The 21,113-nt window shown below is 70.7% G+C and carries 21 protein-coding genes; 10 read left to right on the forward strand and 11 right to left on the reverse strand.

Features of this window, described 5'->3' with window-relative positions; all coding sequences use genetic code 11:
• Window positions 1-100 precede the first annotated feature (100 nt).
• From LZ604_RS06395 to LZ604_RS06405, 3 genes are all read left to right on the forward strand, one after another.
• On the forward strand, window positions 101-1,078 hold the full coding sequence (locus LZ604_RS06395; protein ID WP_234513270.1) for a glycosyltransferase family 2 protein: 978 nt from the start codon (window positions 101-103) through the stop codon (window positions 1,076-1,078).
• The gene (locus LZ604_RS06400; RefSeq protein WP_234513271.1) at window positions 1,075-2,415 is read left to right on the forward strand and encodes a polysialyltransferase family glycosyltransferase; all 1,341 of its coding nucleotides are present in this window, start codon (window positions 1,075-1,077) and stop codon (window positions 2,413-2,415) included. Before LZ604_RS06395 ends, LZ604_RS06400 begins: the two co-directional genes overlap by 4 nt.
• Before the next feature lie 197 nt (window positions 2,416-2,612).
• Window positions 2,613-3,788, forward strand: coding sequence for an acyltransferase family protein (locus LZ604_RS06405; protein WP_234513272.1), 1,176 nt, complete (start codon window positions 2,613-2,615; stop codon window positions 3,786-3,788).
• Window positions 3,789-3,828: 40 nt separating this feature from the next.
• Here LZ604_RS06405 and leuE read toward each other — a convergent pair whose 3' ends face one another.
• Genes leuE through LZ604_RS06420 form a run of 3 tightly spaced genes read right to left on the reverse strand, consistent with a single transcriptional unit; the run spans window position 3,829 to window position 6,322 of the window.
• The gene (gene leuE / locus LZ604_RS06410) at window positions 3,829-4,482 is read right to left on the reverse strand and encodes a leucine efflux protein LeuE (RefSeq protein WP_234513273.1); all 654 of its coding nucleotides are present in this window, start codon (window positions 4,480-4,482) and stop codon (window positions 3,829-3,831) included.
• A 59-nt stretch (window positions 4,483-4,541) separates the two neighbouring features.
• Window positions 4,542-4,703: a hypothetical protein gene (locus LZ604_RS06415; protein WP_234513274.1), complete on the reverse strand. Its 162-nt coding sequence runs from the start codon at window positions 4,701-4,703 to the stop codon at window positions 4,542-4,544.
• Between the two features lie 38 nt (window positions 4,704-4,741).
• Entirely contained in the window at window positions 4,742-6,322 is a 1,581-nt protein-coding gene (locus tag LZ604_RS06420; protein WP_234513275.1) for an acyl-CoA mutase large subunit family protein, read from the reverse strand.
• A gap of 256 nt (window positions 6,323-6,578) precedes the next feature.
• Here LZ604_RS06420 and LZ604_RS06425 point away from each other — a divergent pair, with 256 nt between their 5' ends.
• Complete coding sequence (locus LZ604_RS06425) at window positions 6,579-7,409, forward strand: L,D-transpeptidase family protein (protein ID WP_234513276.1); 831 nt, start codon at window positions 6,579-6,581, stop codon at window positions 7,407-7,409.
• 212 nt (window positions 7,410-7,621) lie between these two features.
• Here LZ604_RS06425 and LZ604_RS06430 read toward each other — a convergent pair whose 3' ends face one another.
• The 7 genes from LZ604_RS06430 to LZ604_RS06460 form a co-directional block, all read right to left on the reverse strand.
• Window positions 7,622-8,611 carry a hypothetical protein gene (locus tag LZ604_RS06430; RefSeq protein WP_234513277.1) on the reverse strand — a complete coding sequence of 330 codons (990 nt, stop codon included), beginning with the start codon at window positions 8,609-8,611 and terminating at the stop codon, window positions 7,622-7,624.
• Window positions 8,611-9,288, reverse strand: coding sequence for an RNA polymerase sigma factor (locus tag LZ604_RS06435; protein WP_234513278.1), 678 nt, complete (start codon window positions 9,286-9,288; stop codon window positions 8,611-8,613). The genes LZ604_RS06430 and LZ604_RS06435 overlap by 1 nt, the downstream gene beginning before the upstream one ends.
• A gap of 392 nt (window positions 9,289-9,680) precedes the next feature.
• Window positions 9,681-10,502, reverse strand: coding sequence for a hypothetical protein (locus tag LZ604_RS06440; RefSeq protein WP_234513279.1), 822 nt, complete (start codon window positions 10,500-10,502; stop codon window positions 9,681-9,683).
• Window positions 10,503-10,538: 36 nt separating this feature from the next.
• Window positions 10,539-11,156, reverse strand: a complete 618-nt coding sequence (locus LZ604_RS06445; protein ID WP_234513281.1) for an RNA polymerase sigma factor — start codon at window positions 11,154-11,156, stop codon at window positions 10,539-10,541.
• Between the two features lie 104 nt (window positions 11,157-11,260).
• A complete protein-coding gene (locus LZ604_RS06450; RefSeq protein ID WP_234513284.1) occupies window positions 11,261-11,683 on the reverse strand; it encodes a hypothetical protein in 423 nt (140 codons plus the stop codon).
• A gap of 164 nt (window positions 11,684-11,847) precedes the next feature.
• Complete coding sequence (locus LZ604_RS06455; protein ID WP_234513286.1) at window positions 11,848-12,420, reverse strand: hypothetical protein; 573 nt, start codon at window positions 12,418-12,420, stop codon at window positions 11,848-11,850.
• Window positions 12,421-12,681: 261 nt separating this feature from the next.
• Window positions 12,682-14,304: a beta-N-acetylhexosaminidase gene (locus LZ604_RS06460; RefSeq protein WP_234513288.1), complete on the reverse strand. Its 1,623-nt coding sequence runs from the start codon at window positions 14,302-14,304 to the stop codon at window positions 12,682-12,684.
• 280 nt (window positions 14,305-14,584) lie between these two features.
• Here LZ604_RS06460 and LZ604_RS06465 point away from each other — a divergent pair, with 280 nt between their 5' ends.
• The 6 genes from LZ604_RS06465 to LZ604_RS06490 all read left to right on the forward strand — a co-directional run bounded on the left by LZ604_RS06465 (window position 14,585) and on the right by LZ604_RS06490 (window position 19,540).
• On the forward strand, window positions 14,585-15,172 hold the full coding sequence (locus LZ604_RS06465; protein WP_234513290.1) for a 2-oxo-4-hydroxy-4-carboxy-5-ureidoimidazoline decarboxylase: 588 nt from the start codon (window positions 14,585-14,587) through the stop codon (window positions 15,170-15,172).
• Window positions 15,173-15,380: 208 nt separating this feature from the next.
• The gene (gene sdhC / locus LZ604_RS06470; protein ID WP_308283567.1) at window positions 15,381-15,761 is read left to right on the forward strand and encodes a succinate dehydrogenase, cytochrome b556 subunit; all 381 of its coding nucleotides are present in this window, start codon (window positions 15,381-15,383) and stop codon (window positions 15,759-15,761) included.
• Between the two features lie 5 nt (window positions 15,762-15,766).
• Window positions 15,767-16,249 carry a succinate dehydrogenase hydrophobic membrane anchor subunit gene (locus LZ604_RS06475; protein ID WP_234513291.1) on the forward strand — a complete coding sequence of 161 codons (483 nt, stop codon included), beginning with the start codon at window positions 15,767-15,769 and terminating at the stop codon, window positions 16,247-16,249.
• Window positions 16,250-16,268: 19 nt separating this feature from the next.
• Window positions 16,269-18,023 carry a succinate dehydrogenase flavoprotein subunit gene (sdhA, locus tag LZ604_RS06480; protein WP_234513292.1) on the forward strand — a complete coding sequence of 585 codons (1,755 nt, stop codon included), beginning with the start codon at window positions 16,269-16,271 and terminating at the stop codon, window positions 18,021-18,023.
• On the forward strand, window positions 18,023-18,787 hold the full coding sequence (locus tag LZ604_RS06485; RefSeq protein ID WP_234513293.1) for a succinate dehydrogenase iron-sulfur subunit: 765 nt from the start codon (window positions 18,023-18,025) through the stop codon (window positions 18,785-18,787). The genes sdhA and LZ604_RS06485 overlap by 1 nt, the downstream gene beginning before the upstream one ends.
• A 156-nt stretch (window positions 18,788-18,943) precedes the next feature.
• A complete protein-coding gene (locus tag LZ604_RS06490; protein ID WP_234513294.1) occupies window positions 18,944-19,540 on the forward strand; it encodes a Uma2 family endonuclease in 597 nt (198 codons plus the stop codon).
• A 14-nt stretch (window positions 19,541-19,554) separates the two neighbouring features.
• Here the strand turns inward: LZ604_RS06490 and LZ604_RS06495 are convergent, their stop codons facing one another.
• Complete coding sequence (locus LZ604_RS06495) at window positions 19,555-21,111, reverse strand: ABC transporter substrate-binding protein (RefSeq protein WP_234513295.1); 1,557 nt, start codon at window positions 21,109-21,111, stop codon at window positions 19,555-19,557.
• Window positions 21,112-21,113 lie beyond the last annotated feature (2 nt).

The raw sequence follows: 21,113 nt of genomic DNA on the forward strand, positions 1-21,113 counted from the left end.
CGTGCGAAACAGCTGGGTTCACTGTTCCGCCACGCGTCGTTCACCTGACATCAAGCCGACGGTCAAGACGAATGCCGGGCCGCCGCCTAACGTCACAGGGGTGGTCAAGCTCTCCGTCATCGTGCCGTTCTACAACGTGCAGCAATACGCGCCAGACACCCTGAAGAGCCTGCGTGCGAACGCACGTGAGGACTTCGAATTCATTCTCGTCGACGACTGCTCGCGCGACGAGACCCCGGACATCCTCGCGCGCGCCGAGCACGAGCTGCCAGGCGCGGTGTATGTCCGCCACGAGAAGAACGGAGGGCTGGCCACCGCACGCAACACCGGGATCGACAAGGCGCGCGGCGAGTACCTCACGTTCCTCGACGGGGACGACTGGCTCGCTCCCGGCTACTACCCCCAACTCATCTCTGCAATCGAGGAGTTGGGCTGCGACTTCATCCGCACCGACCATGTCCAGGCCACCGCCCGGGCACGCTCCATCCACCGGGTGCCGCACGGCCGGCGCGGCGTGGTGATGAACCCGCGCGACGCCATCCTGCCCGCCGACCGCTCCACCTCCGTCGACTACGCGTACGCATGGGCGGGCGCCTACCACCGCCGGCTCGTCGACCGCGGTCTGCTGCACTTCACCGACGGACTGCGCACGGCCGAGGACCGGCCGTGGATCTGGAAACTGCACCGCGAGGCGGAATCCTTCGCCGCGGTGGGGCTGCTCGGTGTCTTCTACCGGCGTGGTGTCGCCTCCTCGCTCACCCAGATCGGTGATGTTCGACAGCTCGACTTCATTCGTGCGTTCGATCAGGTGGTGGCCGAAACAGCCACGGACCAGGACGCGGATAAACTCCTCCCCAAAGCCGTTCGCACATATTGCGCAATCATTTCCCACCATCTGGGATCCATCGAAAGGTTCGAACCGGCGGTGGCACGGAAACTGAAGTCGATGAGTGCTGTCGCGCTGCGGCGCATGCCGCAGGACGTACTCGAGGAGGCCCTCGACTCCATGGACATCCAGCGCGCCTCGCGCCTGCGCCGGCTGCGCCGCCGTCCCGCCTCCTCGGGGGTGGCCGCGTGACGACGCAGATCTTCCTGGCGTCGACGCTGTACGGCACCGCGACCCTGGCCGCGGCGCTGGACAGCGACTGCTTCGCGCCCGCCGACCGGCGCATACTCCTCGTCTGCAACAACGCCGCGACGCCCGAGACGACGCCCGGCCTGGACGAGATGCCCGGCTTCGAGCACCTGCGCGACCGCTTCGACGACGTCGTCTCCTGGAACGAGACCATCTCCCCGTTCCACCCGGGCGGCTGGGCCCCGCGGCTGGACGACGTCCCCCTGTGGGAACGGCACCTGAGGCTCGTCTGGAACCTCGGCGACGACGACATCGAACTGGCCGTCGAGTCGATCCAGGTCAACCCGGCACTCGGGGTCTGCCAGATCTTCACCGGGGCGCCCGTCACGGTGTACGCGGACGGCCTGATGAGCTACGGCCCCACCCGCAACAAGATCGACCCGCTGGTCGGCACCCGCGTCGACCGTCTGCTCCACCTGGACCTGGTGCCCGGCCTGAAGCCGCTGCTGCTCACCGAGTTCGGGGTCGAGCCGGAGATCGTGCCGACGGACGCGTTCGCCAAGGTGCTCACCGAACTGGAGAACACCGGCGAGGCGCTGCCGTCCCTGGACGCGCCGGCGCTGCTACTGGGCCAGTACCTCTCCGCGCTCGGCATCCTCACCGCCGAGGAGGAGGAGGACCTGCACGTACGGATGCTGAAGGGCGCGGTCGCGCTCGGGCACACGCGCGTGGTGTTCAAGCCGCACCCGACGGCCCCGGCCCGCTGGTCGCGCCTCCTGGAGAAGGAGGCGGAGAAGCTCGGCGCCGAACTGACGGTGCTCGACACCCCCGTCCTCGCCGAGGTCCTCTACCAGCACATGCGTCCGGCGCTGGTCGTGGGCTGCTTCTCGACGGCTCTGCTCACCGCCTCCGCGCTCTACGGCCTCCCGGTCGCCCGCATCGGCACCGAGACCCTTCTGGAGCGGCTGACGCCCTACGAGAACAGCAACCGCATCCCCGTCACGATCGTCGACGCGCTGCTGCCGGAGCTGTCCAACCGCAAGGCGGTCACCAGCCGGCGCCAGGGCATGGACGTCGCGGCGCTCAACGCACTGGTGCGCGCCGTGGGCTTCGCCATGCAGCCGAAGATCTACCCGGATCTGCGCGCCGAGGCCGAGGCCTATCTGACCAGGCATCTCGGCCCGCATACCTGGCGGTACTTCAAGCGACGGCGGCTCACCTCGCTGGCGCTGCCCGGCGGGATTCCCGTCCAGCTCGCGTTCATCCCGCGCAACGCCACCGTCCGCCGGGTCGCCCGTCGGGCCCGCGAGCTGCGCCGGGGCGCGGGCACCAAGCGCTGAGGCGCACCACCGTGGCCTACGACGGCGTCCCCCCGTCCCCTCGCCGGAACGGGGGCGCCGTACGGCCCCCTTCACCACAGGAACGTTTCCGTCCGGGCGTCATGGACCGGAGCTCACCGGCCGGGCGCAGCGCGCCTGCCGTGTACCACCCCGTGACAGCACGTCCTCCATCTGCTGCCTCGCTGAGAGAGTCCGGCATGACCACCTCCGACCAGTCCATCGCCACCAGCCCCCTCCGGGAGTCCATACCCGCCCGGCCTCCCGCCGCCGACGTGCCTCCCGGGCCCACCACCCCCGTACGGCCCCGCTCCGGCGGATCCCGGCTGCGCGCCCTGGACGGGCTGCGGCTGGTGGCCGCGCTGATGGTGGCGGCCTACCACTACGGCGGCCGTGACGGCGAGGTCACCCGGGCCTGGGGCAGCTCGCCCCGGTACCAGTTCCCCACCCTGCACTCCTACTTCGCCTACGGCTGTCTGGGCGTGCAGGTGTTCTTCGTGATCAGCGGCTTCGTGATCTGCATGAGCGGCTGGGGGCGCACCCTGCGCTCGTTCTTCGCCTCCCGCGTCTCCCGGCTGATGCCCGCGTACTGGGCCGCGATCATTCTGGTGACGGCGGTGTTCGCGCTGCCGGTGGTGGCGTACCAGGCGGTCTCGCCGAGCGACGCACTGGTGAACCTGACGTTGCTTCAGCAGCCGCTCGGCGTCAACCGTGTGCTCGGCGTCTGCTGGACCCTGTGGGCGGAGATACGGTTCTACGCCCTGTTCGCCCTGTGCATCGTGCTGCCGGGCGCGAACCGTCGCCGTGTGATCCTGTTCTGCGCCTGCTGGACCCTGGCGGCGGCGATCGCGCAGGGCGCCCACCAGCCGCTGCTGAACATCGTCCTGATGCCCGAATACGCGCCGTTCTTCATCGGCGGCATCGGCCTGTACCTCGTGCACCGCGACCGGCGCGACGCGTACGCCTGGGGCATCGTGGCCGTGAGCTGGCTCATAGGCCAGCACTACGCGGTGCAGAGGCTGTGGCACGCCCCGCACGCGCCCGGCTTCTCCTACCGCACCGCCTTCGGCATCGTCCTGGTCGTCACCCTGGGCTTCCTCGCCGTCGCCGCGATCGCGCTGGGCCGGCTCGACTGGGCGAACTGGCGCTGGCTGACGGTCGCGGGCGCGCTGACGTACCCCTTCTACCTCGTCCACGAGCATCTGGGCTGGGTCGTCATACACGCCCTGCACCGGGGGCTGGGCATCCCGTCCTACGGCACGTTCCTGCTGACGGTCGCCACCATGCTGCTGCTGGCGTGGCTGCTCAACCGGTTCGTGGAGGAGCGGCTCACACCGAGGATGCGCTCGGCCCTGAACCGGCCGAGGCCCCTCTGACCGGGCACCGGAACCGGGCCGTCCTGATCCGCCCGGACGGCTACGCGCTCGCCAGCGACAGCTTCACCGCGAAGCCCAGGAAGAGGGCGCCCGCGGCCGAGGTGGCCCCCGCCGACAGACGCTTGCGCCGGCGGAAGGCCGCCGCCAGGCGCGTGCCGCTGAATATCAGCGCGGTCAGGTAGAGGAAGCTGGCGAGCTGGGCGAAGGCGCCGAGAACGACGAAGGAGAGCGCCGGGTAGGCGTACCCCGGGTCGACGAACTGCACGAAGAAGGCGACGAAGAAGAGAATCGCCTTGGGGTTGAACAGGCTGATCACCAGAGCGCGGCGGTAGGGCCGCTCCACGGCGGTGGCCGTGGCGGCCGGGGCCTCCTCCGGGCCCTTCTCCCGTCGTGTCCGCCACATCGTCCACGCGGCGCGCAGCATCCCGATCGCGAGCCACGTCAGGTACCCGGCCCCTGCGTACTTCACGATCCCGAACAGCACGGCGTTCGCCTTGAGCAGCGAGGCGACTCCGGCCGCGGACAGCGTCATCAGCACGGTGTCCCCGCACCACACCCCGGCTGCCGCGGTGTACCCGGCGCGCACTCCGCGCCGGGCCGCGACGGAGAGCACGTACAGGGAGTTGGGCCCGGGCAGGAGCACGATCAGGACGAGTCCTGCCAGGTAGGTGGGGAGATCGATGACGCCGAACATGGAAAGGAGTGTCGCACGGGGGTACGACACTCCGATTCCGGGTGCCGGGGGCGAGACGGTCAGCCGTGGCCGTCGAGGAGGGTGTCGACGCAGAGTTCGACGCGGACGCCGACGCTCTCCGGCACGGGCACGCTCTGGCCGCGCCTGAAGCTCTGGGGGGCGGGGTACTTGCCGTCGACCGGGTCGGTGTGGAGAAGCACCACATCGTGCTCACGGTCCACGACGAGGTAGGCCGGGACCTACGGACGGATCGTCCGGCTCAGAACGCGTCCGACGGCACGTACGTCCCCCAGACCTCGCGCAGCGCGTTGCACACCTCGCCCACGGTCGCCCGTACCCGCAGCGCCTCCTTCATCGGGTAGAGGACGTTCTCCGTGCCCTCCGCCGCCTTCTTCAGGTCCGCGAGCGCCGCGTCCACGGCCTGCTGGTCGCGCTCCGCGCGCAGCTTCGCCAGGCGTTCGGCCTGCTGGGCCTCGATCGCGGGGTCGACGCGCAGCGGCTCGTAGGGTTCCTCCTCCTGGAGCTGGAAGCGGTTGACGCCGACCACGACCCGCTCCCCCGCGTCCGTCTCCTGGGCGATGCGGTAGGCGTTGCGCTCGATCTCCATCTTCTGGAAGCCGTGCTCGATCGCCGTGACGGCGCCGCCCAGGTCCTCGACCTTCCGCATCAGCTCCAGCGCCGCGGCCTCGACCTCGTCCGTCATCTTCTCGATCACGTAGGAGCCCGCGAACGGGTCGACGGTCGCCGTCACATCCGTCTCGTAGGCGAGGACCTGCTGGGTGCGCAGGGCCAGCCGCGCGCTCTTGTCCGTCGGCAGGGCGATCGCCTCGTCGAAGGAGTTCGTGTGCAGCGACTGGGTGCCGCCGAGCACGGCCGCCAGACCCTGGACCGCGACCCGGACGAGGTTCACCTCGGGCTGCTGGGCCGTCAGCTGAACACCCGCCGTCTGGGTGTGGAAGCGCAGCATCATCGACTTCGGGTTCTCGGCCCCGAACTCCTCCCTCATCACGCGCGCCCAGATCCGGCGGGCCGCACGGAACTTGGCGACCTCCTCCAGGATCGTCGTACGCGCCACGAAGAAGAACGACAGGCGCGGCGCGAAGTCGTCCACGTCCATCCCGGCCGCGACCGCCGTGCGCACGTACTCGATGCCGTCCGCGAGCGTGAACGCGATCTCCTGCGCCGGTGACGCACCCGCCTCCGCCATGTGGTAGCCGGAGATCGAGATCGTGTTCCACTTCGGGATCTCGGCCTTGCAGTACTTGAAGATGTCCGCGATCAGGCGGAGCGAGGGCTTCGGCGGGAAGATGTACGTCCCCCGGGCGATGTACTCCTTGAGGACGTCGTTCTGGATCGTGCCCGTCAGCTTGTCCGCGCCGACCCCCTGCTCCTCCGCCACCAGCTGGTACAGAAGCAGCAGCAGGGCCGCCGGCGCATTGATCGTCATCGACGTCGACACCTTGTCCAGCGGGATCCCGCCGAACAGCACGCGCATGTCGTCGACCGAGTCGATCGCCACGCCCACCTTGCCGACCTCGCCGTGTGCGATCGGCGCGTCGGAGTCGTGGCCCATCTGGGTGGGCAGGTCGAAGGCGACCGACAGGCCCATCGTGCCGTTCGCGATCAGCTGCTTGTACCGCGCGTTCGACTCCGTCGCCGTACCGAAGCCCGCGTACTGGCGCATCGTCCACGGGCGGCCCGTGTACATCGTCGGGTAGACGCCGCGTGTGAAGGGGTACGCCCCCGGCTCACCCAGCTTCTCGGCCGGCTCCCAGCCCTCCAGGGCGTCCGGCCCGTACACCGGCTCGATGGGCAGTCCGGACTCCGACTCGCGCGCCATGGTGTGTGCCTCCGCGTTGCTTCGCTGCTTCGTTACTCGGCTTGGTGACCCGGCTTTGGTTACTCGCCAGTACGGCGACCCTCGCCACGGACTGTAGCGGCGGCCGTGCGCCCGGTGGAGGGCCGTCGGCTGGGACCTTGCTCACAACCATGCCCCCTGGTTCGGCAGCGGTCACGCAGGGGGAGCATCTCGGGGACACGACGGGACACCGGGGGCGGTGTGCCGACAGGGGTGACCAGGTGCAGGGGGAGCGGGCATGCGTACTCAACGCTTCGGACGATCGCTTGCCGCAGTGGCCGGGGCGGCCGTGCTCGCCGTCGCCGCCGGTTGCACGGTACAGCCCGGGGACGCGAACGGGGGCGACGGCAAGCGCCGTTCACCGGTGCACATCGATATCCCGCACACCCCCTCCGCGGCCGGCACCCAGGACGCCGCACCCGCCCCGGGGCACTCGTCCGCCGCCCTGTGGGCGCGCGGGGACTCGGGCCCTCGGGTACGCGAGCTGCAGGCCCGGCTGCGCCAGGTCGCCTGGCTCTTCGACGGACCGACCGGGACGTACGACGATCTCACCGAGAACGCCGTGAAGGGCTTCCAGGGCAAGCGGGGGCTGCCGCGGACGGGCGAGGTCGACCCGGTCACCTGGCAGCGGCTGCTGAGGATGACGCACAAGCCCGGGACATGGGAGCTGTACCTGATGGGCGGGCAGCCGGCCGCCGCGCCGGATCCGCGCTGCAGGACGGGCCGGGTGCTGTGCATCAGCAAGAGGAGCCGGACGCTGCGCTGGATGATCGACGGACGGACGGTCTCGACGATGGCGGTCCGGTTCGGCACGCAGTACACGCCCACCCGCGAGGGTGTGTTCCGGATCTACTGGAAGTCGCGCCACCACGTGTCCACGCTCTACGACGCACCGATGCCGTACGCGATGTTCTTCAGCGGCGGCCAGGCGGTGCACTACTCGTACGACTTCGCGGCACGCGGATACGCCGGAGGCTCCCACGGCTGTGTGAACGTGCGGGACGAGGCCGCGATCGCGGCGCTGTTCTCCCAGGTGAGGACCGGCGACAAGGTGGTCGTGCACTGGTGAGAGGGTCCGGCGGAGTGAGTGGGGCGCGGGCGGGACCGGGGGAACGTGTCCCGCCCGCGCCGATGCACCGAGCCGTGGGTACGGGGGGAACCCCGGCTCTGTGCGACGGCCGATGACCAGTCGGCTCACTCAGTACTGCGCCGCAGCGGCCGAAAGTGTCACACCCGCGCCGAAGAAAATTCAAGAAACACGAAATCGCAGGTCAGCCGGTGTCACGGCGACAGGGCCGAGACCTGCGGATCCGGAGTGCCCAACGGGCTGCCGGCCAGACCATTGCCACCCGGCCATATGTGGTGGCCGTCACCGCCGTCACCGCCCTGGCTGCCGCCGAGGTCGCCGCCGCCGTCTCCGTCCCGGCCGGATCCCTGGCCGTCGCCGGTGCCCGTACCGCCCTCGCCGTCGGCCAGCATCACCTTGCAGAAGGTCTTCACCCGGCCGCTGCCGCCGGCCGCGTCCTGGAGATCGCGCAGCCGGTCCGCGCGCAGTTCCCTGCCGCCGGCCATGTCACGGCAGGAGGAGCGGACCGCGGTCCACCAGTCCCGGGTGCGCCCGTAGGTGCCGTCGCCGGGGGTGCTCGGGGAGGGGGTGGCGGCGGAGGCGCCGCCCGCCTCGTCACGCGAGGAACCGCCCGATGCGGAGGCTCCGGGGGTGGCGCCCGGCGTCGGCGTCACAGGTCCGCTGGTCTCCGTCGCACCGGGCGCCGGAGTGAGCAGAGGGTGTCGCGGCGACGTGGCCGACGACACGGACACGGTGGGCCCCGGTTCCTCTTGGAAGGGCGTCGGCAGGACTCCGGTTCCGGCCGCGACCGCGACCCCGCCGATCATCCCGGCGGCGGCCACGGTGGCCAGACCGAAGCGCAGGGGCCGCCCCCAGCGGGCCCGCCGTCCGTTTGCGGCGGAACGCCCCAGGCGGACCAGCCCGGCGTCCGCGACCCGGTCAGCGGCATGCGAGGGGTCGGGCCGGCCGAGCGCCGCCCGAGCCTGCTCACGATCGGCGCGCACGGCCCGGAAGGCGGCCAGCGCGGCAGCCTCGCCCGGCAGTTCCGCGCTGGTCGGCGGGGTTGTGGCGGCGAGTGCGGCAAGAGCTTCGGCAAGCCTTGCGGCGGGTTCGCGGGCGTCGTCGCCAACGGCGTCCAGCGGCTCTCCGCGCAGCAGACGCTCCGCGGCGTCACTGTCCAGCCACCTGTACTGCTCGTCGGCCATCACATGTCCCTCTGCGTCCGCGAACGCGTATGCGTCACACCGGCGGACGTCACCGCGCGCCTGCGCGCTCCTCGTTGAGGAGGCATGGCGCCGAGCACGCCGGCCGATTCCGGATCCGCCTCCGGACCGGCGTTTCCGATCAGCTCGGCAAGCCGTTTGAGGCCACGATGGGCGGCCGTGCGAACGGCTCCGGGGCGCTTGCCGAGCGTCTCGGCCGCGGACTTGGCGTCGAGGCCCATGACCACCCGCAGCACCACGGCCTCCGCCTGGTCCTGCGGGAGCTGGGCGATGAGGGAGAGGGTGCGGCCGGTCGCCAGGGCCTCCATGGCCTCGCCCGCCGTGTCCGACTCGGCGGCCTTCCCGGTCAGCTCCGTCTCGTCGCCGCCGATCGCGGGGCGGCGCCCGCGCATCCGTATGTGGTCGAGCGCGCGGTTGCGGGCGATCCGGGCCGCCCAGCCGCGGAACCGGTCCGCATCGCCGCTGAACCGCTCCAGGTCACGGGCGATCTGCAGCCACGCCTCGGAGGTGACGTCCTCCGCGTCCGGGTCGCCGACCAGCGTCCGCACGTATCCGAGCAGCCGTGGGTGCACGGCGCGGTACACGGTCCGGAACGCGGTCTCGTCCCCGGCCTGTGCCGCAAGCACCGCGGCCGTCAGCTCCGCGTCGTCCCCCAGCACCCGAACTGCCCCTGATCCTCATCGTTCGTTGCGGTCTACGGCCGCGCGTGATGAGCGGCGTTTGCCTTACCCGTTCTTCTGATCATCCGCGGTCGGCGCGAAAGGCACGTTACGGCTTGAAACCGCTCCACGTCCACGTCCGCACGCGGCGCAACCAACCCGTGACGCGGAGGTGTGACAGAAAAGGCACCCCCGACGCTGTAGAGAGTACGGGCCGCCGCGCGGCCCGTGCCGCGCGACGGCCGGGGCCTCTCCTGTGGGGGGTGGCGGCCCCGGCCGTTGCCATCGGCGGCTTCCCGCGCCACGCGCCTGCCCTGCCCCTTCTCACCGGGCGCGGGGGTCTTCCCGGCGGACTTCCTGAACTTCCGGACCTACCTGACCTTCCGGAACTCTCAAGACTTCGCAAGCTTGGCGGACTTCGAGGACTCCGGCGACTTACCCGACTCAGGGGACTTCAGGAACTTCGGGGACTTCGGGGACCTTGCAGACTTCTGGGACTTGGAAGGTTTGGGGGACTTGGAGGGCTTCTTCGCTCTCTTAGCCTCCTTGCCGGCCTTCTTCGTCTCTTCGGGCCTGTCCGCCTTCTTCGCGGGCCTGTCCGCCTTCTTCGCGGGCCTGTCCGCCTTCTTCGCGGGCCTGTCCGCCTTCTTCGCGGCCCTGGCTGCCGCTTCGGCGGACTTGCGGTCGGCCTTGTCCCGGGCCTTGGCCCCCTTGTCGGCCGCCTTCCGCGTCGCCCGGCCCGGACTCGGGGACGCGTGCGGCGGGGCGGCCCGCTTGGACCGCCCGTCCGCCCCGGGTGCTTCGCCCGCCGAGCCGGTGCCGCTCGTCCGCTGCGGCGGCCCCGGGGTCCGAGGCGCCTGCGAGCCGACGGGCCGTCGCGGCGCCATGTCGTGCGGCAGGTCGCCCCTCGCCGCGACGGCGACTCCGCCGAGGGCGGCACCGGACAGAAGCACGGCGAGCAGCGTGCGCAGCGAACGGCCCGCCGGGCGCCCGGTGCTGGGACGCCAGTCGTCGCACCGCCGGGTGCGCACCGGCCGTGTGCCCTGCCGCTGCTTGCGGGCGTCGCGGAAGGCGGCGAGGGCCCGGGCCTCCGCCTCCGGGTCGAGGCGCCGGGGCTGTAAGGCGGCGCGCAGGGCGTCGGCGGTCCGTGTCTCGGGGCCGGGGCGTACGGAAGGGCGGGCCGTGTGCCCACCACCGTTGTGTCGCTCACCCATGACCGTTTCCGTTCCCGACCCACGCCGTGCTCGCGCTCATTCCGACTCCCCCAGCGTCCCGTTGCCGTCTTCCGTCACACCGGGGCCGGCGAGTTCGCGTGCGAGTCGCTTCAGGCCCCGGTGGGCGGCGGTGCGGACCGCGCCGGGGCGCTTGCCGAGGACCCGGGCCGCTGCGGGCCCGTCGAGGCCGACGACCACGCGCAGCAGTACCGCCTCCGCCTGGTCGCGTGGCAGCCGGGAGATGAGATCCAGGGCGCGCTCGGTCGACAGGGACTCCAGGGCTTGGTCGTGCGTGTCGTGGCGGCCGGGCAGTTGGAGGGCGTCGCTGTCGAGGGCCGTGGACTGGGGTCGGACCCGCTGGCGCCGGAGGTGGTCGAACGCGCGGTGCCGGGCGATGGTGGCGGTCCAGCCCCGGAAGCCGGCGCCGTCGCCCCTGAACCGGCCGAGGTCACGGGCTATCTCCAGCCAGGCGTCGGAGGCCACGTCTTCCGCGTCGTCGCCGACGAGCCCGCGCAGATAGCCGAGCAGTCCCGGCTGCACGATCCGGTATGCCACCGCGAAGGCGGCCTCGTCCCCCTGCTGGGCCCTTGCGACGGCCGCGCCCAGCTCCCCGTCGTACGCCTGCGTGCGGCGGGTTTCCCCTCCCTGGCCCAACGCTGTCCTCGTTCGTGGCGAGTGGTCTCGCGTCCCCACACGTATGCGGCACGCCGGTCTTACTCACGCCCCCAAGGTCATCAGCGTCCGCCCCCACGTAAATGTCACTGGCCGTCATGTGTACGGGGGGAGTGGCCCCTCGGTGCCAGGCTCTCCGCGTCCCGGCACAGCAGCCGCAGCGAGCCGTCGCCGTGGTAGCAGCGGCGGGCCTCGTCGATCGGGTCCCACAGGCGGCCGTCGGGGGTGCGTATCCAGTGGTCGCCGCCGGTCGTCCACCACTCGCCGCCGGTCAGCCGCACGACCACCTCGCCGGCGTACGCGCCGAAGCCTCGCAGCGTGGTCTCCACGGCGGCATAGGGGGCGCCCTGACGGCTTATCTCCTCGATCGTCCGATCCACCCGCCACAGGCTCTGCGCGGAGTAGTCGAGCCGCAGCCGGGCGCCCTCGCGCAGGGCCGCGACGACGTCGGCCGCCCAGCGCACGGGCTTGGTGGCGGCGTGAGGCCTGGTCAGCTCAGTTGCGTTCACATCCGGAAGAGCGCCCTGCCGTCGTGAAGCGTCACGCCGTCCGGGAGGAGTCCCCGACACCGGCGCAGAACCGCCCCACGGACCCACAGGACAGTCACAGGATTCTTTCGCGAAGGGGGTTTGCGCAGCCGGGTCGTTCTCAAGGAGCCCAGGCCCAGGGCCCCCTAGGCCCGGCCTCGGGCGCGGCGGGAGACGACCGCCCGCAGCACCCGCCGTCCCTCGGTCGACACGTCACGGGCCTGCCGCAGTCCGGTGGCTCCGTGGTCGGCGACCAGTTCCAGGACGGTCACCTGACGTCGCAGTTCGGCGGCGACCAACGGCGACATGCCGTCCGTGCGGCCCTCGCGGTGCGCGGCCACCGAGGACTCGCCGTCGTCGTCGGAAGGGTCCAGCAGCTGGTGGATCTGCAGCGCGGCCACCGAGCAGGCATCGGCCCACCGGCGCAGGGCGTCGGCGGACGGCTCGGCGGGCACGTCCTCCAGCATCCCGCGTGCGAGCCGCGCGGCCTCGGCCTCGAAAGCGCACTCCGCGGAGGCGTCCTCGCCCCCGCCGTCCAGTCCGGCCCGCGCCTTCGCGAGCCGTTCCTCCCACTCGTGGCCCTCGACGAGGCACGCCCACAGCGGGCGCAGGATGTCGTCGTCACCTCCGAGGAGGGGGACACACCGATCCAAACAAGCCAGTCCGCTTGCCGCGAGTGCACGCTCGTCGGCCTGTGCGATCAGGTCCACCAGGCTCATCACGCCTCCTCGAAACGCCTCGACGGGGCGCCTCATGTCTACGGAGCCCGCACTTCCCCTTACTGCGTGCAACGGAGCGGGAGTGTCACAGAGGCACCCCGTCATGCCGGTCGGGCGCCTCGAAGAGATGTTTTCGGCCATTGCGCCCTCGGTTCCGCCGCAGAGGTACCGAATAGACCACAGCGACACCGGATGCGCGCCCGGAATACAGCATTCCGCCAATCGGGGCCCGCTCCGGCCGGGGCGGGCCCCGGACCGCCGTCACCCCAGACGGTCCGCCGACTGCCGGAACTGCGCCCAGGAAAGCGCCGGTGGGCGCGGATCCCACAGCTTCTGGACCAACGCCCGCAGCGGCATACGGATCCCGGCCGCCACCTGGTCCTGCGTCTGCGCGTTCGGACGGTCGCCCCACACCGCGAACACTCCGCCGAGGATCTGCCCGTCGTACCGGGCCGGCACCGCGGCCGTGCCCCGGACCACACGCGGTGTCCACTGTTCGTAGATGCGCTGACCGGTGGGGTAGACGAAGGTCTGCGGCTGGCCGAGCACGTAGTAGAGGAACTCGTCGTTGTAGTTGATCAGCTGCCGGCCCGCGCTCAGGTAAGCCTCGGGCAGCCGGGCGCCGATCTCCTTGCCGGTCCAGTACGCGACCTGGAGGTCCTTGGCCGGCTGTGCAGCGCTCGTTTGGTAGAAGCCGTCGTTCCACGCGCGCATGGTGCGGCCGTGGCCGCGCATCACGTTCGCCCGGTCGTCGAGCCAGCCGGTCGCGAGGTCCGCGACGCCCGCCCCCGGGCCGTACTTCGCCCTCGCGGCGGCGGCGAGCTGCGGGAAGGATGCGGACGGGTTCGCCACCGTGAGCGCCAGGTACTCGTCTCCGCCGAGGTGCCAGAAGGGAGCCGGGAACACGCCCGCGTACTCGTTCAGGAGGTCGTCCACGATCTTCGCGGCGGCCGGTTTGGAGATGTCGGCCGCCCCGCGGAAGGCGACGCCGGCGGCGTTGCGCAGCTGGAGGTCGGGGTGCGCGGCGATCACGGCGCCCAGGTGGCCGGGCGAGTCGATCTCGGGGACGACGTTGATGTGCCGGCCGGCGGCGAGGTCGACGATCGTCTTGACCTCCGCCTTGGTGAGGTGCTGGGCGGACACGATCTCCGGATGCGAGGAGGACTCGATACGGAAGCCCTGATCGTCGGAGAAGTGCAGCCCGATCTCGTTGTACTTCAGGTCGCCCAGCTCCCGGATGCGGTCCTCGATCCACCCGGCCGTGTAGTACTTACGGGCGATGTCGAGCATGAGGCCGCGCCGGGCCTTGTCCGGCGCGTCACGCACGACGCCCTCGGGCGCGGCGCCGCCGCCGTGCACCTCCTGCTTGAGGGTGCGGGTGCCGTAGAAGACCCCGGCCTCGCCCGGGCCGTCGATCCGGACCCGCCCGTTCTGGACGGTCAGGACGTACGACTCCTGGTTGCCGCCCCCGGTCACGTCGAGTTCCACGTCGCCGGCGCGCGCACCGGTCTGCCCCGCGTACGCCAGCCCCAGCTCCCCGGCCAGCAACTGCCCCTCGTCGGCGAGAGCGGCGTCGTCCACGACCACCCGACCCCCGGGGGCGGGCCGCCAGCCCGGACCGCGGGCGGCGGTGAACTCACGGACGGCCGGAATGGTGCGGGGTGCCTGCGAAAGGGGGTAGGTCGCGGTCGGGGAGGGGACCGGGGACCCCGTCGGGGATGTGGCGGAGGTGCCCACCCTGACCGGGGGCGCGCCGCCGCCCGACGGCCACAGCGTCACGGCCGCCGCGATCGCGCCGGCGGTGACGACCGCGCCGCCCAGCAGCAACCCGTTGCGCCTTGCGTGCGTCCTTCCCTCGGGTACCTGCCGCCTCCGGCCGGTCACCGCTCCGCACCTCGCACCACAGTCGCGTACGGCCGCACCGTGCGCGTCAGCCTCTGCCCCACGTCACACACCACATCCGTAGGCATTCGCCCGGCTATCGACCACACACTACCCACCTCCACACATCTGTCCCCCTTCATCCCTTCCGAACTTACGACCACCGCTCGCCCCGATCGTCCACAAGCAGCCTTGAAACTCTCCTGTTCGGGTGAAATTCGGGCGGCCGCCGGACGCCCACCCGACCGCCGTCGATAACGTGACGGCGCATTTTCCGCATCCCTTGCCCGCCACCCGCCGAGGACCCACGCTGCCCGCGCACCGCCTCCCCCGCCTCCCCGGCGCCACCGCCCTGCCGGCACAACAGCGCACCGCGACGCCGGTCGGCCTGGAGCGGTTCAACTCCGCACCCGCCGACGAGGCCCGGCGCGCCCTTTCGGCCTGCTGCCGCAGCCTGCGCTGGGTCCACCGCGTCACCGAGCACCGCCCCTACCCCGACATGGACTCCCTGCTCGCCGCGGCCGACGAGGCGGCATACGACCTGTCCCCCGCGGACCTCGCCGAAGCGCTGGCGGGCGAGACGCTCACCCTGCTGCCCGACGGCGCCTACTCCGCGGCCCACACCGCGCTGAGCGCCGCGTACGCGGCGTACGAGAGTCGGTTCGGACATGTGTTCGTCATCTGTCTGGACGGGGTGACCCCCGACGAGTCCGCCGACCTGATGCTGGCCGGCATCCGGTCACGATTGGCGAACGATCCGGAGGAAGAACGCCTGCTGGCGGCCGAGGAACTGCGCCGCCTGGCGAAGGGCAGACTGGCGCGCCTCGTCCGGAACCCGTCCGGGCTGCCGATGGCGGGGCACGCTCCATAAGCCCTGCCGTCCATGTCCCGCCCCGCAACCCGTCCCAGTAGCCCGTCCGTGCCCGTTTGATTGCCGGTTTGATCACATCGGCAGGGCCGCCGTAAGCGTTCCGAGAACACGTCGCTACGATGCTGGGGGCCGGTGGACCGTACCCGGCCGGGCCCGACCGACAGAGAAGCCGGCGCGGCCCTAGTCCCCGCTCCCGGAGGGTTCTTCCGTGCCGGCTGGAACGCTGTACCGCGGCCGGGAAGGAATGTGGTCCTGGGTGGCTCACCGAGTCACCGGCGTCCTCATCTTCTTCTTCCTGTTCGTACACGTGCTGGACACCGCTCTCGTCCGTGTCTCCCCCGAGGCCTACGACAAGGTCGTGGCCACGTACAAGTCGCCGATCGTCGCCGTGCTGGAGTACGGCCTGGTCGCCGCCATCCTCTTCCACGCGCTGAACGGCCTGCGCGTCATCGCCGTCGACTTCTGGTCGAAGGGCCCGCGCTACCAGAAGCAGATGCTCTGGACGGTCGTCGGCATCTGGGTCGTTCTGATGCTCGGGGCCATCTACCCCGTCCTCGGCCACGCCGCTCGTGAAGTGTTCGGGAGCTGACGCGTATGTCCACGACTGAAACCACCGCCTCCGGCATCGGCCCCGTCGAGGGTGCCTCGCTGTACGACGTCGACAACCCGGCGCCGGTCATCGAGTCGCCCCGCAAGCGGACGAACAAGACCCCGAAGTCGACCCGCGGCAACTTCGAGATGTACGGCTGGCTGTTCATGCGCCTGTCCGGCATCGTCCTGGTCGTCCTGGTCCTCGGCCACCTGCTGATCCAGCTGGTCCTCGACGGCGGCGTGACCAAGGTCGGCTTCGCCTTCGTGGCCGGCCGCTGGGCCTCCCCGTGGTGGCAGGTCTGGGACCTCGCCATGCTGTGGCTCGCCATGCTGCACGGCGCCAACGGCCTGCGTACCGTCATCAACGACTACGCCGAGCAGGCGAGCACGCGTCTGTGGCTGAAGGGCCTGCTGTACACCGCCACGGTGTTCACCATCCTGCTGGGCACGCTGGTGATCTTCACCTTCGACCCGAACATCCGCTAGGCACGGGGCTGCGAGAATCATGAAGATCCACAAGTACGACACCGTCATCGTGGGCGCCGGCGGCGCCGGCATGCGCGCCGCGATCGAGGCGACGAAGCGCAGCCGCACCGCCGTGCTGACGAAGCTCTACCCGACCCGCTCCCACACGGGCGCAGCGCAGGGCGGCATGGCCGCCGCGCTGGCCAACGTGGAGGAGGACAACTGGGAGTGGCACACCTTCGACACGGTCAAGGGCGGTGACTACCTGGTCGACCAGGACGCCGCCGAGATCCTCGCGAAGGAGGCCATCGACTCGGTCCTCGACCTGGAGAAGATGGGCCTGCCGTTCAACCGGACGCCCGAGGGCCGGATCGACCAGCGCCGCTTCGGCGGTCACTCCCGCAACCACGGCGAGGCCCCGGTCCGCCGCTCCTGCTACGCGGCCGACCGCACCGGCCACATGATCCTCCAGACGCTCTATCAGAACTGCGTCAAGGAGGGCGTGGAGTTCTTCAACGAGTTCTACGTCCTGGACCAGCTGATCACCGAGGTCGACGGCGTCAAGAAGTCGGCCGGTGTGGTGGCCTACGAGCTGGCGACCGGCGAGATCCACGTCTTCCAGGCGAAGGCCGTGATCTACGCCTCCGGCGGCTGCGGCAAGTTCTTCAAGGTGACGTCGAACGCGCACACGCTCACGGGTGACGGCCAGGCGGCGGTGTACCGCCGTGGCCTGCCGCTGGAGGACATGGAGTTCTTCCAGTTCCACCCGACCGGCATCTGGCGCATGGGCATCCTCCTGACCGAGGGCGCGCGCGGTGAGGGCGGCATCCTCCGCAACAAGGACGGCGAGCGCTTCATGGAGAAGTACGCGCCCGTCATGAAGGACCTGGCGTCGCGTGACGTCGTGTCCCGTTCCATCTACACGGAGATCCGCGAGGGCCGGGGCTGCGGCCCCGAGGGCGACCACGTCTACCTGGACCTCACCCACCTCCCGCCGGAGCAGCTGGACGCCAAGCTGCCCGACATCACCGAGTTCGCCCGGACGTACCTCGGGATCGAGCCCTACACGGACCCGATCCCGATCCAGCCGACCGCGCACTACGCGATGGGCGGTATCCCGACGAACGTCGAGGGCGAGGTCCTCTCGGACAACACCACGGTGGTCCCGGGCCTGTACGCGGCCGGCGAGGTCGCCTGTGTGTCCGTCCACGGCGCGAACCGCCTCGGCACCAACTCGCTGCTGGACATCAACGTCTTCGGACGGCGCGCGGGCATCGCGGCGGCGGACTACTCGCAGAAGGCGGAGTTCGTCGAGCTGCCGGAGAACCCGGCCGAGCTGGTCGTCTCGCAGATCGAGCGGCTGCGGTCGTCGACGGGCAACGAGCGGGTTGCGGAGCTGCGGCGTGAGCTGCAGGAGACCATGGACGCGAACGTCATGGTGTTCCGCACCGAGCAGACGATCAAGACGGCGGTCGAGAAGATCGCCGAGCTCAGGGAGCGCTACAAGAACGTGGCGATCCAGGACAAGGGCAAGCGGTTCAACACGGACCTGCTGGAGGCCATCGAGCTGGGCAACCTGCTCGACCTGGCCGAGGTCATGGCGGTGTCGGCCCTGGCCCGCAAGGAGTCCCGCGGCGGCCACTACCGCGAGGACTACCCGAACCGCGACGACGTCAACTTCATGCGCCACACCATGGCGTACCGCGAGGTGGGCGACGACGGCACCGAGTCCATCCGTCTCGACTACAAGCCGGTCGTCCAGACCCGCTACCAGCCGATGGAGCGTAAGTACTGATGGCAACCCCTGTTCTGGACAAGGCCGAGGCGGAGGCCCAGGCGGCGTCCCCCTACATCACGGTCACCTTCCGGGTCCGCCGCTTCAACCCGGAGGTCTCGGCGGAGGCGACCTGGGAAGACTTCCAGCTGGAGATCGACCCCAAGGAGCGCGTCCTCGACGGTCTGCACAAGATCAAGTGGGACATGGACGGCTCGCTGACGTTCCGCCGCTCCTGCGCCCACGGCATCTGCGGCTCGGACGCCATGCGGATCAACGGCAAGAACCGTCTGGCCTGCAAGACGCTGATCAAGGACATCAACCCCGAGAAGCCGATCACGATCGAGCCCATCAAGGGCCTTTCGGTCCTCAAGGACCTGGTCGTGGACATGGAGCCGTTCTTCCAGGCGTACCGGGACGTGATGCCCTTCCTGATCACGAAGGACACCAACGAGCCGACGCGCGAGCGTCTGCAGTCGGCGGAGGACCGCGAGCGCTTCGACGACACCACGAAGTGCATCCTGTGCGCCGCGTGCACGTCCTCGTGCCCGGTGTTCTGGAACGACGGCCAGTACTTCGGCCCGGCGGCGATCGTCAACGCGCACCGCTTCATCTTCGACTCGCGTGACGACGCCGGTGAGCAGCGGCTGGAGATCCTCAACGACAAGGACGGCGTGTGGCGCTGCCGCACGACGTTCAACTGCACGGACGCCTGCCCGCGTGGCATCGAGGTGACCAAGGCGATCCAGGAGGTGAAGCGAGCGCTGATCACGCGCCGCTTCTGAGGTCCTTCCTCCGGTAGGCCGCCGAGGGCCCCGCTCCCCTGGGAACGGGGCCCTCGTGCTGTCTGCGGCCACGATCGGGGGAGCGCCGCGACGGGACGCTCCCGGGCTCCCCCGCCTACGATGATGTTCTCGGCACCAGCTCCCAGGAGGCATCTGATGTCAGCAGCAGCTGCCGAGCGGCCCCATGGCGAGCGTCCGCTGATCGCGGAGGCGAACCGGATCATGGACCGCCTTCCGGGCTACCGAGTCGAGATCATCGGCGGCCAGATCCTCGTGTCCCCGCCCCTGGACGCCCCCCACGCTCGCGCCCTGACGGAGCTCATGCGCCCCTTCATCGGGGCCGGACTCGACGAGGTGCTCCAGGGCATCGGCCTGTGGCTTCGCACAGGCGAGGACTACGCCGTTCCCGACCTGGCGATCGCCGACACCGACATCGAAGACCACCTGGTCGAGGACAACTGCTACGACCCGGCGGCCTTCCGGCTCGTCCTGGAGGTCACCTCCGACAACTGGGAGACGGACCTGCGCACCAAGGTGACCGCATACGCCGACGCCCATGTCCCCGTGTTCCTGATCGTCGACCGCCGGCACCGGCGCCTCCACGTGCTCACCGACCCGGCAGAGGGCGACTACGCCACCCACCACGTCCACGCCGCCGGCGAACTCGTCACCCTCCCCGACTCCCTCGGCGCCGAAGTCACCCTGGACGTGGGGGAGATCCTCGATGCGGGACGGCGGAAGCAGGGCGGCTGAGCGGTCCGGACTCGTCAGATCCAGCCCAGCCGCCACAGCCGGAAGACACCGGTGCCGTCCGACAGGTACTGTCCGCCGCCGACGGCCTCGCTGCTGACCACGTACTCCTTGCGCTGCCACAGGGGGATCAGCGGCACGTCCCGGGCCACGATCCCCTGCAACCGCTGGAAGTCCTCGGCGGTACGGCTGCGGTCGGAGAAGCGCTGGCTGTCCAGGATCAGACGGTCGACGTCCTCGCTGCCGTAGCCGTTCTTCATGCTGCTGCCGGTGCCGACCAGTGGGGCGCCGAAGGTGTCCGGGTCGGGGAAGTCGGCGACCCAGCCGACGGCGTAGGCGTCGAACCTGCCGCTCGCGTACCGCTTCTGGAAGTCGGTCCACTCGTAGCCCTTGGTGTCCACCTCGAACAGCCCGCTCGCCTCCAGCTGCCGCTTCAGCTCGGCGGCCTCCTCGGCGGCGGCGCCGCGGCCCTGCGCGTAGCCGTAGGCCAGGCGGACGGGCACCCGCGCGCCCGCCGCGGTGAGCAGGGCGCGGGCCTTCTGCGCGTCGGGCGTGGGGTAGGCGTCGAAGAAGGACGTGGTGTGCCCCGTGATGCCCGCCGGGATCAGCGAGTACAGCGGGTCGGTGGTGCCCTCGTACACCTTGCTGACCAGTTCCTCGCGGTTGATCAGCAGGGCGACGGCCTGGCGGACGCGGCGGTCGTGCAGCGGGGATCCGGCGGCGGTGTTGAGCACCAGGTTGCGGGTCTCGGCGCTGTCGGCCTCGCTGACGCGCTGGCGGGGGTCGCTGGGCGAGAGCCCGGCGAGCACGGAGGGCGGCAGCTGACGCGTGGCGACGTCGACGTCCTTCGCCTTCCACGCCTTCTCCAGGGCGGCCGGGTCGGCGTAGTAGCGAAGCACGACCGGGCGGCCGCTGTCCTGCACATCGCCCTGGTAGTGCTTGTTGCGGGCGAGGACGGCCTTCTTGTCCTTCACATACGACGTCAGGGTGTACGGGCCGGTCCCGTCGGCGCCGTCGTCCTTGCGCAGCGCGTCGCTCGGGTACCTGGTGCGGTCGACGATCGAGCCGGCGCCGGTGGCCACCTTGAACGGGAACGTCGCGTCGGGCGACGACAGGTGGAAGGTGACGGTGAGCCCGTCGGCGTCGACCGAGTGGAGCGTCTCGAGCAGGCTCGCGGGACCGACGTCGGAGTTGATGCGCTTGACCCGGTCGAAGGAGTACTTGACGTCCTCGGCCGTCATGGCGCGCCCGCCGGGGAACAGAAGTCCCTTGCGGAGGGTGCAGCGGTACACCGTGAGGTCCGTCCCCAGGAAGTCACAGCTCTGGGCGGCGTCCGGCACGGGCGCGACGCCGTCGGGTTCGAAGGTCAGCAGCGACTGGAAGACGTTGCTGAACAGCGCCCAGGAACCGGCGTCGTAGGCTCCCGCCGGATCGAGCGAGGTGACGGCATCCGATGTGCCGACCGTGATGGCTTTGCCGGTGTTCTCCTTGGCGGGCAGCAGTTGCCACCCGCCCACTCCCACGCCCGCCAGTACCAGCACGGTCGCGAGAATCCGCGTGCGAGCCGATCGCATCG

This window comes from Streptomyces glomeratus, from assembly GCF_021462825.1.
In the GTDB taxonomy this organism is placed as follows: domain Bacteria; phylum Actinomycetota; class Actinomycetes; order Streptomycetales; family Streptomycetaceae; genus Streptomyces; species Streptomyces glomeratus.